The organism is Lacibacter sp., from assembly GCF_035299325.1.
Taxonomy (GTDB): Bacteria; Bacteroidota; Bacteroidia; order Chitinophagales; family Chitinophagaceae; genus Lacibacter.
In genome coordinates this window covers 99,033-116,549 of sequence record NZ_DATGWT010000022.1, presented here as the reverse complement: position 1 = coordinate 116,549, position 17,517 = coordinate 99,033, and the positions used below count along the sequence as shown (strand labels likewise).

11 protein-coding genes are annotated in these 17,517 nt (G+C 38.7%); 10 read left to right on the top strand and 1 reads right to left on the bottom strand.

The genetic code is table 11. From position 1 onward, the window contains the following. Positions 1 to 36 precede the first annotated feature (36 nt). From VK159_RS12545 to VK159_RS12515, 7 genes are all read left to right on the top strand, one after another. Positions 37 to 1,953: a T9SS type A sorting domain-containing protein gene (locus VK159_RS12545; protein ID WP_324230487.1), complete on the top strand. Its 1,917-nt coding sequence runs from the start codon at positions 37 to 39 to the stop codon at positions 1,951 to 1,953. A 9-nt stretch (positions 1,954 to 1,962) separates the two neighbouring features. Next, positions 1,963 to 3,423 (top strand): sulfatase, encoded by a 1,461-nt coding sequence (locus tag VK159_RS12540; RefSeq protein ID WP_324230486.1) that lies wholly within the window; start codon positions 1,963 to 1,965, stop codon positions 3,421 to 3,423. After that, positions 3,420 to 5,063, top strand: coding sequence for a glycoside hydrolase family 43 protein (locus VK159_RS12535; RefSeq protein WP_324230485.1), 1,644 nt, complete (start codon positions 3,420 to 3,422; stop codon positions 5,061 to 5,063). The genes VK159_RS12540 and VK159_RS12535 overlap by 4 nt, the downstream gene beginning before the upstream one ends. Before the next feature lie 10 nt (positions 5,064 to 5,073). Then, the gene (locus VK159_RS12530) at positions 5,074 to 6,546 is read left to right on the top strand and encodes a family 43 glycosylhydrolase (RefSeq protein ID WP_324230484.1); all 1,473 of its coding nucleotides are present in this window, start codon (positions 5,074 to 5,076) and stop codon (positions 6,544 to 6,546) included. Between the two features lie 9 nt (positions 6,547 to 6,555). After that, positions 6,556 to 7,956 carry a sulfatase gene (locus tag VK159_RS12525; protein ID WP_324230483.1) on the top strand — a complete coding sequence of 467 codons (1,401 nt, stop codon included), beginning with the start codon at positions 6,556 to 6,558 and terminating at the stop codon, positions 7,954 to 7,956. Positions 7,957 to 8,085: 129 nt separating this feature from the next. Further along, positions 8,086 to 9,660 carry a sulfatase-like hydrolase/transferase gene (locus VK159_RS12520; protein WP_324230482.1) on the top strand — a complete coding sequence of 525 codons (1,575 nt, stop codon included), beginning with the start codon at positions 8,086 to 8,088 and terminating at the stop codon, positions 9,658 to 9,660. A gap of 57 nt (positions 9,661 to 9,717) precedes the next feature. After that, positions 9,718 to 11,850, top strand: a complete 2,133-nt coding sequence (locus VK159_RS12515; RefSeq protein WP_324230481.1) for a Sip1-related alpha-galactosidase — start codon at positions 9,718 to 9,720, stop codon at positions 11,848 to 11,850. Between the two features lie 4 nt (positions 11,851 to 11,854). Here VK159_RS12515 and VK159_RS12510 read toward each other — a convergent pair whose 3' ends face one another. Then, complete coding sequence (locus VK159_RS12510) at positions 11,855 to 13,336, bottom strand: family 43 glycosylhydrolase (RefSeq protein ID WP_324230480.1); 1,482 nt, start codon at positions 13,334 to 13,336, stop codon at positions 11,855 to 11,857. Between the two features lie 142 nt (positions 13,337 to 13,478). Between VK159_RS12510 and VK159_RS12505 the strand changes: the two genes are divergently transcribed. Genes VK159_RS12505 through VK159_RS12495 form a run of 3 tightly spaced genes read left to right on the top strand, consistent with a single transcriptional unit; the run spans position 13,479 to position 17,497 of the window. Next, on the top strand, positions 13,479 to 14,339 hold the full coding sequence (locus tag VK159_RS12505) for a DUF1080 domain-containing protein (protein WP_324230479.1): 861 nt from the start codon (positions 13,479 to 13,481) through the stop codon (positions 14,337 to 14,339). A gap of 15 nt (positions 14,340 to 14,354) precedes the next feature. Next, the gene (locus VK159_RS12500; RefSeq protein WP_324230478.1) at positions 14,355 to 15,953 is read left to right on the top strand and encodes an arylsulfatase; all 1,599 of its coding nucleotides are present in this window, start codon (positions 14,355 to 14,357) and stop codon (positions 15,951 to 15,953) included. Further along, on the top strand, positions 15,950 to 17,497 hold the full coding sequence (locus VK159_RS12495) for a family 43 glycosylhydrolase (protein ID WP_324230477.1): 1,548 nt from the start codon (positions 15,950 to 15,952) through the stop codon (positions 17,495 to 17,497). Before VK159_RS12500 ends, VK159_RS12495 begins: the two co-directional genes overlap by 4 nt. The last annotated feature ends 20 nt before the right edge of the window (positions 17,498 to 17,517 follow it).

Genomic DNA, 17,517 nt, shown 5'->3' with positions numbered 1-17,517 from the left:
AAAATGGGTAATCCGATTCTTGTAAAATAGTTTTATATGGGAGGATTTATTTCTCGTTTGATTTATGGTATTTGTTTTATCATTGTCACAAATCATACAGTTGTGAAAGCACAAGCCGTATGTGGTGTAACGGATTATACCTGGCCAACCTCAACTGGACAGGCATTGCTGTCTGATAAGTACAAAGTTTGGGTAAAAGATGATTCCGGTAATGAAAAAGAGTTGCAGGTTTTAATGTCAAATGCAATAGCGGAAGGTGATTGGATGCAAACTGAATTAACAGGGAGGACATTGTCATTCGTAAATATTGCATACAATTCAGCATCCTGTTCGGGCATTACATTTAGAATAGAAAAATTATTTGGAACAGGCGCAACAGAAGTTAAAATATCGCCACGTAGTTACGGGTATATTGCTGCACTGTCTAACAGCAATAAAACAGCCTCGTTTACAATGGATGAAGTAAGCCGCTACATATCTGTAAATTTTGTAGCAGCGGATAACAAAACATCAAACAGAGGTTGGATTAAACATATGCTTTGTATCAATGTTGATACTACAGAAACCGATATTCCATCAACAACGGGTGCCGGGGTTGTAGTATACGACAATAGTTTACCTGCTGCTGTTGTAAAAAATGCATCCTTACTTTATTTTCCACCAGGTTACCATAATCTTAAAAATTTTGCTGAGGCGGGCGCAACTGGTGGAAACATTTCTGTTAATGGTCAAATAACGATCATTGACAACCAATCAATTTATTTAGCCGGTGGTGCTTTTGTAGAAGGGCTCATTGAAAGGACCAGTAACAGTCATTTAAATCAAAAGTTATTTGGCCGGGGAATTTGGACTGGAAGACAATATACCTGGGCCCGTACTCCCGGTTATACAGGAATTGATTTCAGGCAGCTGATAAATATTGGAAGAGCAAGAATAGAAGGTCTGACATTTATGGATTCTCCAAACCATGGTATTGTTTCAGGCAACCAATCTAAAATTAAGAATATTAAATTTTATGGTTGGCATTCAAATAATGATGCTGTAAGAACAGGCACAGGTTCTGAAATCAGTTTTTCATTTATACGTGCAGTGGATGACTTTTTTTACAACTTTGATAATTGGGTACATGATTGTGTTTTTTGGGCAGGGCATAATGGCGCTATAATAACCTATGGTTGGGGAGGAAATGCCGGCGACAATACTTATAATTCAGGTAGCTCCTTGATGGAGAATATTGATATAATTAACCCGGAATGGATTGGGCTGGGAAATAATAATGGCATTGTAGCATCACAGGTTGGTTATGATTATAAACCCTTTGGATATGGTGGCAGTACACAAACCGTATTACGTAATTTCAGGATTGAAGGTTCTATACCGGGTATCGTGAATTTAAAGCCCCGTTCCGATGCATCCGGTAATATAGCGGTACAGGTTCCCGCAGCAAATGTTGGTTATTTAGGCGATTTACTTATTGAAAATTTCGAAGTAGATCATCAGTTTTCAAAAGGATTAATCCGTGGAGAAACAAATGCTGCTAATAACGGGACTGCAACCTGGCTTGTTAAAAACGTTGAGTTCAAAAATGTAAAAGTAAATAGCAACTGTATAACCACAGGTAATTTCAACGATTACTTAACAGTAAGTACAAGTACAGTACAAAATATTTTATACTCCGGTTGTTTGGTGAATTCAGTAAGACCTGCAACTCAGTTGTCAGATCCACCAGTCGTTTTTCCAAATCCATTCAGTGATAACATATACATTAAAACTTCAAGCGGATTTTTTCTTTTTGGCGATTACCGTTTATTAAATACGCATGGCATTATTATTAGTCAGGGTAAACTAAATGCGGGCTCAGGTATTCTTACAAGAGATCTAAAGACTGGCTATTACATTCTTGAAATACTATCGCAAAAAGGAAAAAGTGTTTTTAAAATTCTGAAACAATAAATAGATGATATGAGAGTGATACTGCTTCTTATTTGTATTTGTTTTTTGGTTCATTCAAACGCACAGCAAAAGCCCAATATTTTACTGATTGCGGTTGATGATATGAATAATTATGTTGGCTGCATGGGTGGACCTGCCATTACACCCAATATTGATGCGTTGGCAAAAAGAGGTGTGTTGTTTAATAATGCTTATTGTGCAGCACCAGCCTGTAATCCTTCGAGAGCAGCAATTATGACCGGGCTGCGTCCTGAAAGAACAGGACAATATACCAATCAGGGAAATTTCAGGGAAATAGGTAATAACAAAGCATTGCTGACACTACCTCAAAAATTAATGGCATCCGGTTATCAGACTATTGAAGCTGGAAAAATATTTCATCATCCACATGGCAATACAGAAAAACCAAATCCATTGAGCGACCCTGTTTCCTGGACCAGGCAAGTGGCTGGACAAACAGGAACTGCAGTGCCGACAGGTTTTAAAACAAAAGCAGGCGCCGCTATATGGCTTGCTGATGATACGCTGAAGTATGCAAATGGAGAAAGAGTTGATTACCTGGCAGGCGCAAGCATTTGGGGGCCTAATACTCAAAAGAAAGAACAAACAGGCGATTGGAAAATGAGTGAAGCCTGTGTTGAGTTTTTAAATCAACAACATGATAAGCCATTCTTTTTTGCATTAGGATTTTCCAAGCCACATCAACCATTGATTGCGCCCAAAGAGTTTTTTGATTTATATCCGTTAGATAAGATTGGAATGCCGGACTATCATCCTGCAGATATGTTTGATATTCCTGAAATCAATAAACAAAATTTCAGTTCACCTTTTGTAGATAAAATACGGAAGCATCAACAGCTTAAGTTGGCTTACCAGGCGTACCTCGCCTGTATGAGCTTTACCGATGCTTGCATTGGTAATGTACTGGATGCATTGAAGAATAGTAAATATGCCAATAATACCATAGTCATCTTTTTTACCGATCACGGGTTTCAATTGGGAACTAAAAACCGCTGGGAGAAATATTCGCTATGGAAATTAGGAACCAATTCACCTCTTATAGTTTATCTGCCCAATAATCAGTCAAAGGGAGCTGTATGCAGTGAAGCTGTTTCGTTAATGGATATACATGCCACTGTTCTGGAAGCAACAGGAATTAATCTTGCTGAAAATCTCGATTGTGTATCGCTTCTTCCTCAAATAAAAAATCCGACAACAGAACGCAGGCTTCCGGCTGTCATCACACATGAAGAAGGCAACAATTCTATTGTATGGAAGCAATACAATTATATCCGTTACAAAAATGGTGCAGAAGAACTTTATGATCATCTTAAAGATAATCTTGAGCATAACAACGAAGCCGATAATAAATCATACCGGAAAATAAAAAAGAAGTTGAAAGTGTTTATACCAAATGTAAACGTGCCACAAAATAGTAATCAAAAGAAAACAATGGGAACAATCGAATGAAAACAAAACTTTTAATAATTCTATTAATTACTAACCAGTTTACGTTTGCTCAGCAAAAGAATGCACAGGATAGTTTTAATAATCCAATCCTGCCCGGGTTTTATCCGGATCCCTCTATTTGCAGAGTAGGTGATGATTATTATATGGTGAACTCATCTTTTGAATGGTGGCCGGGAGTACCCATTCACCACAGTAAAGATCTGGTAAACTGGAAACAGATTGGATATGTGCTCAATCGACCTTCTCAGTTAACGTTTAAAGATAACATGAAATGGAGTGCCGGCATTTGGGCTCCTTCCATTCGATACCATAACGGAACGTTTTATGTAATGGTTACTTGCAGGCAATGCAAGAACGATTGTAATTGCGGAGATAATATGATGGTTACTTCAACCTCACCTTATGGCCCATGGAGCGACCCGATATGGATAGATAAGACCTGGGGCATCGATCCTGATCTGTTTTTTGATGATGATGGCAAAGTATGGTATTCCGGTGGCGGTGCAGTCAACGATAGTTTATTTGGAAAACGAATGTATCCAAATCAGAATACTGTTTATACAATGCAGATAGATGTGAAAACAGGTAAGGCACTTACTAAACCATATAAACTGACAACAGGCCATGCTTATGATGCAAAATATGCAGAAGGGCCTCATATTTATAAGCGAAATGGAAAGTACATTTTATTAGTAGCTGAAGGCGGTACATGGCATCTTCATGCAGTAACGGGGTTTATAAGTGATAGCATTACAGGACCATATATTCCTTTTCAATCCAATCCTGTTTTGTCGCATCGTCATTTAGGTAATAAGGCAGATATTACCACCATCGGTCATGCCGATATTGTGCAAACGCAAAATGGTGAATGGTGGGCTGTAGCACTCGGCATCAGAGATAGTGCTGGATATAATCAATTAGGGAGGGAAACATTTTTAACCAAAATGATATGGGAAGGTAATGTGCCCGTTTTTAATCCGAATGTTGGAAGAGTGTTGATGAAAGATAAACGCCCAAATCTCCCATGGACGCCTGTTGCCTCAATTCCAGCTAAAGATGAATTTGTTGCCGATACATTAGGTTATCAATGGAATTTTTTGCGTACACCGCTGACAAAATGGTATTCACTAACGGAAAAGAAAGGATGGCTATCATTGCAGTTAAGACCTGAAACTGTAAAGCAATGGGTCAACCCAACTTTTATAGCAAGACGTATTCAGCATTTTAATTTCAATGCAACAGTTAAATTCAATTTTTCGACTACTAAAGAAAATGAAGTAGCGGGGCTTGTGTTAATGCAAAACGACAGCAGTCAGTTTCGGATTGAAAAGACCGTAGATAAACTTACGCTGTACTATGTTACAAAAAAAGAAGGTGAGGTAATTGCTGCCACTATGCCTTGGATAAAAAATGATGTGCTATTGAAAGTAGAAGCGAAAGGATTGTATTTTCAGTTCTATGCTGGTGATAAGGAAAATGCTATGAAACCATTTGGTGCAAAACAAAATGCAGCGATCATCAGCCAAAACAATGCCGGTGGTTTTATTGGTCCTTATATAGGTATGTATGCAAGCAGTAACGGTCAGCCGTCAACAAATAAAGCTTTCTTTGATTGGTTTGAATATCAACCAACTAAATAAAATTAGAATTATGAAACGCACAAGAAATAAGATTTTAAAATTTGACCGCTATTCAGCAATTACAGTAATAGCTTGTGTATTGCAATTAACAGTCTTTGGTCAAAAGAAAAACAGTAATACGAAAACATATCCTTTTGGTAATCCTATAATCAAGCATAGGTACACAGCCGATGCTTCACCGCATGTGATGCCTGATGGAAGAATGTGGATGGTGACATCTGTGGATAGCGAGGATGGTGGCGGTTATCCAACCATGCACAAGTATCATACTTTTTCTTCAGCAGATATGGTGACCTGGAAAGACCATGGCGAAGTATTTAATATTGATGATGTAATGCCGAAAGATGTGAAGAAGCAGGACTGGGCTCTATGGGCACCCGATATGATTTACAGAAATGGCAAGTATTATTTGTATTATCCAATCTGGATTCATCATGCCGATTCAATACGGCCAAATGGTAAAGAAGGAAGAGTCGTTACTTCCTACATTGGTGTTGCTGTTAGTGATGCACCGGATAAACATTTTAAAGTGTTGAAATCGAAAATTGAAGGAACTGCAGGAATTGATCCTGCTGTGTTTGCCGATAATGATGGTAGTGTGTATTTGTTGTGGGGTCATAAAAAAATGGCAAAGCTTAAAGATAATATGATGGAACTGGAGACAAAGCCGGTTGATTTGGACTTAGGTACAGAACGGTTTATGGAAGCCATTTGGATGCACAAAAGAAATGGGAAGTATTATATATCCTATCATACAAAGTATGGAAACAAAATTGATAAAGAAACTCCTGATGACCCAAGTCGTGATAAATCTGAAATTGCATATTCATACGCCGATAATATTAACGGGCCTTATAAGTATGGAGGCATTGTAAATTATGAGTTAGGAGTTAACGTAAATAACGGACCGAAACTACCGGGAAAAAATTATGTACCGTGGAGGTTAACACAAAGCAATCACGTGGGCATTGCTGAGTTTCATGGGCAGGATTATTTGTTTTATCACACGTCTGCACTATCATCCTGGCGGCAGGACGAGTTTAAAAACATGGGTACATGGACGCAACGTTCTGTTTGCATTGACAAATTAAACTACAATGCAGATGGCAGTATTATACCTGTACAGCAGACAATTGAGGGAGTTGAAAAAATAACGGTCAGACAACCCTATAAAATTGAATTGTTGAAAAATACTGTTAACGTAAATGAAAGCAAAGCCCTTAGTTTTCCAAACATTCAATTGGGAACTGGTTACTATTATTTTTCTGTTGAAGTAAAAAATGTAACAACTGCTTTTTTGTTACAGGTTAAAACAAAACAGGGAATATTGCTGGCAACATTGCCTGTAAAACAAAACGGCATTGTTGAAGTGGGCTTAAACTATGCAAAAGGGTTACAGGATATTCTTATCAGCCCGGTTGGAAATACAGAAGCAGCAACTTTAAAATCGGCTTGTTTTTTTGCAGGGTCACCTTCCAAATAAAAAAGTGTAATGAAAAAACTGATTGGCATCTTATTGCTTTTTATAGTTGATTTTGCATTTAGCCAAAGTAAAACAGCAGCGCCTAATATCATTATCATCTTTACTGACGACCAGGGTTTTAATGATATAGGCTGCTACGGTTCAAGCAATATAAAAACTCCTAATTTGGATCGGATGGCTGCCAACGGTATCCGCTTCACTGACTTTTATGTAACTTCTTCTGTATGCAGTCCGTCAAGGGCTTCGCTGTTAACAGGAAGATTACCTGCAAGAAATGGCGTTGGGGGCGTGTTGGTACCCGGGCAAACGGGTTTAGCTCAATCTGAAATAACCATAGCAGAAATGCTTAAAGAAAAAGGATACAAAACTGCATGTTATGGAAAATGGCATTTGGGGGATAACACAGAATATCTTCCAACTAAGCAGGGCTTTGATGAATATTTTGGGATTCCTTATAGTAATGATATGTACATCAATAGCGGCCAGCCATTTTCTGCCGCTATTCAGTTTAAAAATAATTACACAATTGAAAAAGCAAAAGCAGAACAGGAATTTGTACAGCAGAATTTAAAAAACAGGGCCGTCATAACTAAATCTGATTTGAAAGATAACGTGCCATTGTTTTTTAATGATTCTATAATAGAATATCCTGCTGATCAGGCTACACTTACTCAACGTTATTTTGATAAAGCAATTCATTTTATCAAAAAAGCAAATAAGAAGCCTTTTTTCCTTTTTATCACTCCCGCCATGCCGCATGTCCCTTTATTTGCTTCAGAAAAATTTAAAAACAAAAGTAAAGGTGGCTTATATGGAGATGCTGTAGAAGAAATTGATTTTAATGTGGGCAAGCTTCTTGATTACCTTAAAAAAAATAAACTGGATAAAAATACGCTTGTGATTTTTACATCAGACAACGGACCATGGCAGGAGAAAAAAGATGATGCAGGTTCTGCATTTCCATTCCGTGGTGGCAAGTTTACAACCTATGAAGGAGGATTGAGAGTGCCTTGTATTGCGCAGTGGCCTGGTGTAATTCCTGCGGGTAAAGTGAGTAGCCAACTTGTATCGTCTGTTGATTTCTTCCCAACAATTGCCAGATATGCAAATGTATCGCTGCCTTCAACTGAAACAGATGGTTTTGATATTACAGCATTCTTACAAGCAAAAGAGGTTTCAAAAAGGAAGTATATTTTTTATAGCACAAATAAAGAAATTACTGGTGTTCGTGACGGTGAATGGAAATATTTAGTAAGAAGTGGTGAAAGAAATGCAGCAGCGGATACAAAACCTGAGTTGTATAATTTAATAAAGGATAAGACCGAATCAAAAAACGTCATTCTGCAATATCCGGAAAAGGCGAAGGAACTTGCAGCGGTAATCCAGGAAATGAAAAACAGGATAAAGTAAACGATGAAATGTGTTGCACTAACAGGCACAATAATTTTATTTAGTTGAAGCAGCACTGAAAGTATTGTCAATACGAAGATGCAGGATTGCTTCCGTTGAGTTTGTTTTTAAACAATAAATCATACTGTAATGAAAATAAAAAATAGTTTATTGGGAATTTGTTTGATGTGCTTGATTGTGCAATCATCAGCCCAGCAAAAATCTAAACTCCCAAACATCGTCTTTATATTTTCAGATGATTTAAGTTTTCGTGATTTGAGTTGCTATGGTCAAACCAATTACAAAACACCTAATCTTGATGCACTCGCCGTTGTTTCTACAAGGTTTACACAAGCTTACACTGCAGCTCCTGAATGTGCGCCCAGTCGTGGTTGTTTAATGACGGGTTTGCAAGTTGGGCGTTCGCCTATTCGTAATAACTCCAGTGCAAGGGGGTTCGAATTCTTGCCTTCAGAATCTTATACATGGGCAGAGATGTTACAAAAAGCAGGGTATGTTACCGGAGTTATTGGTAAATGGGGAATTGGAAGTTACAATAACACAGGTAATCCCCTCAAGCAAGGATTCAGTTATCATTTTGGATACCAGTCGCATTTTGAAGCTCACTCTTACTTCCCGTGGCAGTTATATGAAAATGGAAAAACAATTGATTATCCTGGCAACCAGCATTTCGATATGGAATTTCTGTACGCCAAAGAAGATAATCCCAAAGCACATGATTATGAAAGCATGTATGATGCAAACGGAAAATTAATAAAACCAGATGCTGCATCGAGGGTATATTCTTCTGATGTTTTTGATGAAAAAGCTATGAATTTTATTGCTAAAAATAAAGCAAAACCTTTCATGCTTTACTTTACTACTAACTTGCCACATGGCCCTGCAATAGTAGATAATTTAAGACAGTTGAAAGACAGAAAAGACATGCCGATATTATCGAGAGAGTGGGGCGCCATGGTGGAGCGACTTGATATTTCTGTTGGCAAAATCATTCAAAAATTAAAAGAGGAAGGTGTTTACGAAAATACAATAATCGTTTTTTCGTCAGACAATGGATATTCCATGCACAATACAAAAAAAGATGCGGCAGGTAATGTAACCTGGCCCGATGATGAAGGACTCTACAATAAGGGGCCGTTTGATGGTGGGAAATTTTCTGTACGGGAAGGGGGAATGCGTGTGCCTTTCTTTATTCATTATCCCGGACAAAAAAGCGTGAAGCTGTTTAATCAACCCGTATGGATGGTAGATATTTTTCCAACCTTTTGTGATATTGCAAAACAACCAAAACCAAAAAATATTGATGGCTATAGTTTATTGCCGGTGCTTCAGAATAAAACAGTATCTATTCCTTATAACCGTGCTTTCTATTTCTTTAAACAAAATGAACAAGCAGTACGCAAAGGAAGTTGGTTTGGTATAAGGGAACATCCAGCCAAGCCATTACGTCTTTTTTTACTTGATGAAGATCAGGCATGTGAAAGAAATGTAGCCCAATATTATCCCGATGTAGTGAAAGATTTGGAAAACATATTGAACACTTCACATACACCGCATCCATGGTATTGGAATCCAGGTGAAACCGTTGAAGATTTTAATAAGAAAAAGAAACTGGCAAAGGAAGCCAATCAGTTAATTGACGAATTAAGGCCCAATGGAATGAAGCTGATGCCTTGGGAAAAGAAGTCCGCAGCCGAAAAATAAGGTGCGATTCTAACGGCCATATTGTTGAGGGTATCGCCGAAAAATAAATATTAACTGATGAAACTGATTATAGGTTTTCTTTTTATCGCTTTAAGCATTGAGTGCAGCAGCCAAACTAATAATACCAAGCTTCAAAAAAATATTTTTGATGCAAGTTCCATTCAAAAAAGTGGTGTTGAAATTTTAACTGGTTATTCATCTACACCAAAAAAAGGAGTGCTTGATACATTTGGTGTTACACTTCCTGAATATGAATCTGTTGTATTTATCAGTACCATAGGGCGTGAAAAAATATTAGATGGCATGAACCGGGTTTTTTCATGGGCTGCCAACGATTTAAAAACTATTGTGAGTAAAGATTATAACCCGGATTCAAAAGCAGGAGTGCCTTCCCGTAATGGTTTACTTGCACTGTTTAAACTCAAAAACAAAGAATACCTGTTGCTACAGGGTATTGCAAGTCCAAAAGCTATGTCGTATTTAGTCATTGCTGACGATGGAAAATTGCATATCAAATTGGCAACGTTTGGCGTAGATGCAGTTTCAGGAGATATCCCACTGATAACATATGCACGGGGCACCAATGTATACGATGTCTTTCAACAGGCCTGGAAAAACGCAATAAATACTCCGGCACTGAAAGGCCGCACAGCTATGCGTCATGAAAAAGAATACCCCGAAATATTTAAATACCTTGGTTGGTGTAGTTGGGAACAATACCGAACCAAAGTTACAAGCGACCTGATGGTAGATGCCATGCAGAAAATTGAAAAGAGCCCAATACCCATACGATGGGTGTTATTAGACCACGGACACCAAGACAGTTATAAAACACAAGAGGGTATGAATAGTAGTCAAATGGTTTCATTTAAAACAAACTCCAAAACTTTTCCCAATGGGTTTTCACCTATGATGAACGCAAAATCGGAGAAGATAAAATGGACAGGAATTTGGCATACGATGAATGCTCTTTGGCAAGGCATACATCCCGAACATGAAATCCGTGAGTTGGACTCGTACCTTGTAAAAATCACTAAGAAAAATGAGGGTAATCCTTTTGAGGTAATGATGCCAAAAGGCGATTCGGTTTCTTCCCACAAGTTTTATAGTGCATTGCTTAGTTCAGCTAAAAATCATGGTTTTGATTTTGTAAAAATTGATAATCAGAATCGGCAATTGGCATTTTACGAAGGCATGTCGAATCCAGTAGAAATCGTATCGCAACATGCGCAATCACTTGAATGTGCTGCATTGGAATTTTCAAACGGTTTAATGAATTGCTTTTGTCTTGATTTATTGAGTTTGATGAATACCAAATACAGTGCTTCCTCACGGGTAAGTGTAGACTACCTATTGAACAACGAAGCAAAAGCGAAATCACACCTTTTTCAGTCATACCAAAATACACTATGGATGGGACAAGCCGTTTGGCCCGACCACGATATGTTTCATTCAAGCGATAAATTTTGTGGACGTATGATGGCAGTTAGCAAAGCTATGTCTGGCGCACCAATTTATTTATCCGATGCACCCGATGATTTTCAAGACAATTTAGTTTTGCCATTATCATATTCCGACGGAGAATTGTTACGCCCCTTGGCTCCTGCCGTACCTTTGCCAGAATCAGTTATGTTGTCGGCTTTAACAACTCCACAGGCTTACCGTGTAGTAGCACCTTTACAACATGGTACAGCAGCATTCGTGGCCTACAACCTAATGCATCCATCGCCAGCAGAAAATATAACAACTGCTTTTACAGTGAAAGATTACGAGGCAGCTGGTGAATTTATTCAGCCCAAAGCTGAATCGTGGAAAGCACCCAAAGAGGGATTAGTATACTACGATTGGTACGAGCAAAAAGGAGGAAAGCTGAAAAATACATACAAGTTTAACTTAATCGGCTTTGCAGATAAACTCGTTCAGTTGTCACCTATTAAAAATGGTTGGTCTGTTATTGGAAACCCTAATAAATATTTATCGGCAAATGCTGTCAAGTCAATTGAGTACGTTGAAAATGAATTGAGGATTGTGATGGTTGAATCGGGCGAACTGATTGTTTACAACGCATTGCCCATAAGATGCTCCTCAGCCAAAAAAATCGAAAACATGGGTAACGGTTTATGGAAGCTGTATTTGCCTGCTGCAAATAAAAACTTTGAGGTTGTAATTTCATTAAAAGACAAAAGATGATTTTTTAAAAAGGTGTAAACTTAAAATTATCAATTATGAGTTTCCCTTTTCCTTTCCAATAAATTCCTGGTTTTAATGAACTGAATCTACCCAAATTATTGTGCTGATAGGTTTGAAGGTTCATTGAGTTTGGAAAAGTTATCCATTTGACTCCATCGGAACTATAACTCATCGTAAGGTCATAGTCTTGCAGTTTTAGTTTCAAGAAACGAATGCTTTTGACAGTAAAGGCCGGGCTTCCATACTTTAAACTGGTACCCACACGGCTAACTCTATTACCCTTAATATTAATACCTGCGTATCCATTGTCACGGTAGTAGGCCACTAAGCCTGCTTCAACTGTAGAATCTGCCGTAAGTTCTATTTGTATTTCATAATTTGATGTTGCTGCTGTTGTGTGCATCGCTTTTATGCTGTCGTTATCTGAAAGCAAGATTAATTTTCCATTTTGCAATTGTACATTCTTCAAATCATACATTTCGCTAAACTGCCATTGTTCATGCAGTTTGATTTGATTGAAATCGTCAGATTTAGTTTTCAAATTTTTTACTACAACTGTTTTACTTTCTGCTTTCGGGTTCCTTTTCAATTTATACCATCCGTCTTTGCTGTATTCCAGATCTTCCATCAGTACCTGTCTTCCATGCGGCAAATTATTTTTTTCATAAGCATGATAAATAACAGACCAGCCATTGTCGGGTTTTTGAACAATCGTCCCATGCCCTTTACTCCACCATTTTTCGGCAGAAGAATAGGTATGCACAATCGGATTATAAGGTGAATTTTCCCATGGACCTGTGGGCGATTTGCTACGAGCCTGAACAACCATATGACTTGTAGAAGGGCCTGCTGTGCCACCTTGCGCAGAAGTTAAATAAAACCACCCCTTGTAATAGTGAAGTTTAGGACTTTCAGCACACATACATTCAACTGTCCAGTTTTCAGGGTATTTCCAGCCGTTATACACTTTTTTGGGTTCTTCTTTTAAGGACAAACCATCGTCATTCAATTCGGCTACTTTGCCATCATTAAAATACAGGTATCGTTTACCATCTTTCCCAACAATATGACCCGGATCAATGCCCTTAACTTTTAAATCTATGGGTTCACTCCAGGGGCCATAGGGGCTCTTGGCAGTGACTACCCAGTTAGTGCCCGGGTAAGCAGGGAAGTAGATATAATACGTGTCGCCATATTTTATAAAATCAGGTGCCCATACTTCTCCCACAAACCTGTTAAGTGCATATCCAATTGGTTTCCAGGTTTTCAAATCTGTACTATGCCAAACCCGAAGCCCCGGAAAATAATTAATGCTGGTATTGGTCATATAGTAATCCTTTCCATCTTTTAAAATGGAGGGGTCTGCATAATCACCGGATAACAGAACGGTACTATTTTCTGTTGAACGATTTTTTGAAGCGGGTGATTGGCCGGTGGCTGAAAACTGAAGAATAAATAGAAGTGAAGCAGTGGCAAGACCTCTCATTTTGTTTTTTCTTCTAAGCTACAGGCAAACGATTGCTTTTTCAAAACAGAAAGGCTACTATGTACAATACAGCAAAACAAATGAATATGCAGTTGAAATTCCCCCTGCATTAACTGCTAATTTGTAGACTCAACGGTTGCGTATGCTCAAATTCTTTTCCGGATTGATAGTTTTGGTTTTACTGTTTTCTTTTGTTCTTGTAAATGACAAGGAGAGAAAGAAAAGCAAAGACCTGTTTAATGGCAAGGATTTCAATGGCTGGATTAAATACATTGGAATGCCACATAAATCTCTGCAACTTTCGCTTCCCAAAGACAGCCTTGGCAATTATAAAGAGCCTATTGGTTCAAATGATTTTCTGAATATTTTTTCTGTGGTACAGGAAGATGGTGAACCTGCTATTTATGTAAGTGGTCGGGTATTTGGTACCATTTCAACCGACAAGGAATACGGAAATTATCATATCAGCCTTCAATATAAATGGGGTGAAAAAAAGTATGCCCCCCGCTTACAACTACCCAGAGATGCAGGGTTGCTATACCATGCAGGGGATCGACCCATGCAAAACCGAGTTTGGCCATTGGCACAGGAATGTCAGATTCAGCAAGATGATTGTGGTGATTATTGGAAAATACATACGTCTATGGCGCAAATTCCGGCACAGTTTAAAGATTCATCCTGGGTATATGCACCCGGCAGTGAATATGTATGGTTTGGTGATCATGTTAACCGCCCCCGCTGCAATAAGAACCCCGACAATGAAAAACCGCAAGGTGAGTGGAACACAGTTGAGGTTTATACATCAGGAGACAGCAGTGTGCATGTTGTTAACGGAAAAGTAGTGATGCATTTAAAAAAATTGTCACTCTCAGAAAACGGGATCAAAAAACCAATGACAAAAGGAAGAATTGCACTGCAGAGCGAAGGCGCTGAATTGTATTATCGCAGAATTGTTCTGGAACCTATTCAACAATTACCATCATCACTTCGGCAATTATTTTAAACCTATTTATTTTCAATGCAAGTAAAAACGTTCATACTATTTAGTTTATGTTGCTGCTCATTGTTATTGCAGGCACAACAACGGCCGAATATTGTTTTAGTTATGACCGATGATATGGGCTACAGTGATTTGGGTTGTTACGGCAGCGAAATACCTACCCCTAATATTGATGCACTGGCGGGTAAGGGCATTCGCTTTAACCAGTTTTATAACACATCCAGGTGTTGTCCAACAAGAGCTTCTTTACTAACAGGTTTGTTTCAGCATCAAACAGGTGTTGGGCAAATGAGCGAAGATCCCGGAAGCCGAAAAGACGGGAAGGATGCAAATGATTGGGGTACTCCCGGTTACCAAGGGTATCTCAACAAACATTGCGTAACAATTGCAGAAGTGTTAAAACCAGCAGGCTACCATACATACATGACTGGTAAATGGCATTTAGGATTTCATGAAAAAGAAAAATGGCCGTTACAGCGAGGGTTTGAAAAATATTATGGAATTCTATCCGGTGCATCCAGTTATTTAAAACCACAGGGTGGAAGAGGATTGACATACATGAATACGCAATTGTCTCCACCCGCCGCTCCTTTTTATACAACTGATGCGTTTACAGATTCAGCCATTGGATTTATCAATCAACAACAAGATTCTAATCCTTTCTTTTTATACCTGGCCTTTAATGCACCGCACTGGCCTTTGCAGGCTAAAGAAGAAGACATCAAATTGTTTAAGGATAAATACATGAAGGGTTGGGATATGGTTAGATCTGAGAGATACAAAAAACAATTAGCGTCAGGCCTAATTAAAAACGAATGGGGTTTTAGCGAGAGAGATACATCGGCCAGAGCATGGGAAAAACTATCTGCTGAAGAAAAGCAAAGAGTGGCATATCGTATGGCTGTATACGCTGCTCAAGTAAAATGTATTGATGATAATGTGGGAAAACTTGTAAATACATTAAAGCAGAAAGGGGTATACGAAAACACATTGATCATTTTTTTAAGTGATAATGGAGCCTGTGCTGAAGCTTATCATGAATTGGGCAGTCAAGCTGATAGCTTAATTAATAATCCTAATTATTCAGGCGCTGTTTCCTATGGTATGGGTTGGGCCAATGCCTCAAATACTCCTTTTCGAAAATGGAAGAACAGACCGGAGGAAGGAGGTATCTCTACAGCATTAATTATGCATTGGCCTGCGGGAATCAAAAAACAAAATTCGATTGTAAGCTCTCCTGCCTACCTAATTGATATAATGCCCACCGTACTTGATGTATCAAAAACAACATACCCGTCATTATATCATGGCGGCGAATCGATTTATCCTCTAACCGGGTTTAGTCTTGTTCCGTCTTTTACAGGAAAAGCTTTGCCAAAACATCCTTACATGTATTGGGAACATGGGGGGAATGCAGCCATCAGGAAAAATAATTGGAAAGCCATTCACTCTATCAGTAAAGGAACATGGGAGCTATATGATTTAAGTAAGGACAGAAGTGAGATAAATGATATTGCTTCTCAATATCCTAAGATCATCAATGAGCTTAAAGAAGAATGGTATAAATGGGCGAAAGAAAATTATGTTTTACCTAAACGGGCAGGGGATCATAAATGAAACTGATACTATTTCTGTCGGGATTTCTGTTTTGTAATGCAATCGTATTAATTGCTCAAAGTAATGTTACTGTTGGTCAATCGGCAACGGCAGATAGAAACAATGGCTATTACATGAACCCCATTATACCCGGAAACTATGGCGATCCATCTGTTGTTCGTGTGAATGACGATTTTTATATGGCACATAGCCGGGGTGATGGTTTTATCATCTGGCATTCAAAAGATATGGTGAACTGGAAGCCGGTGAACCGTGTATTTCTGAAAGGTTACAGTCGTGTCTGGGCAGTTGATCTCCAATACTTCAATGGAAAGTTTCATTTGTACATGCCCGTCAATAATTACCCCGGCCGAAAAGAAAATGAAAAGGGCTTCGGCAATTTTGTTACTACTGCTACAAATGCAGCGGGTAAATGGAGTGATCCTGTAAAGATTGATATACCTGTCCCGAAAGGAATTGGGCATTGGGGAGCAATTGACCCCGGCTTTATTCACAGTAACGATGGTAAAAATTATTTGTACCTAAGTGCAGGATGGGTAATTGAACTGGATGCAACAGGAACTAAATCCATTGGTGAAGCCAAAAAAGTATATGACGGTTGGCAATATCCCGAAGATTGGAATCTGCAATGCAAATGCCTGGAGAGTCCAAAGTTGTTTTACAAAGATGGGTATTATTACATGGTATCAGCACAAGGCGGAACCAATGGTCCTTCTACTGCACATATGAATGTAGTGGCAAGAAGTAAAGCAGCCATTGGCCCTTGGGAAAACTCTCCTTACAACCCCATTACACATACTTATAGTGAAGAAGAAACATGGTGGCACCAGGGACATGGGACCATCTTTGATGCGCCTGACGGCAGTTGGTGGATGGTATATCATGGACGATTAAAAGATTTTACAGGTCTTGGTCGCTCAACCTTGCTCATGCCTGTTGATTGGACGAAGGACGGGTGGCCTGTTGTAAAAAATAGTATTCCTTCATCAGCATTTATTCCGAAGCCAGGGTTTGGAGAGAATGCAGGCGATGGCATGATGATAAAGGATGATTTCAATTCTACGCTGCTGCATCCATTCTGGAATTATGATATTAAAAATTCAAGCTTGATTAAAAGCGGGAATGGTGTATTGCAATTGACTGCATCCGGAACCAATCATAGAGATGGAACCCAAGTGAGCATCGGTGCAATTCACAAAAGCTTTGAAGTATCGGTAGAGTTGCAGATACCATTAAGCGGCGCCAAAGCGGGAATTGCGGTAGAGAATGATGGACTTACCTATGATGGTTATATGGCTACGTTTTCAGAAGCCCCTGATTGGAGAATGAATGAAGCTGAAAAATATCCTTCTGTAAAAGGTCATGTGTTTTTCAAAATTAAAAATTACAGGAAAGACATTTCTCTTTATTACAGTAATGATGGAATGCATTGGGTCTCTTTTGGTAAAGGATTGCGGATAGAAGACAGTTACCGCATCAAACTGTTTGCAGCAGGAAGCGGAACAGTAGTATTCAAAAATTTTAAATACACAGGAATAGAATAAGAACTGATGAAAAGTAAATT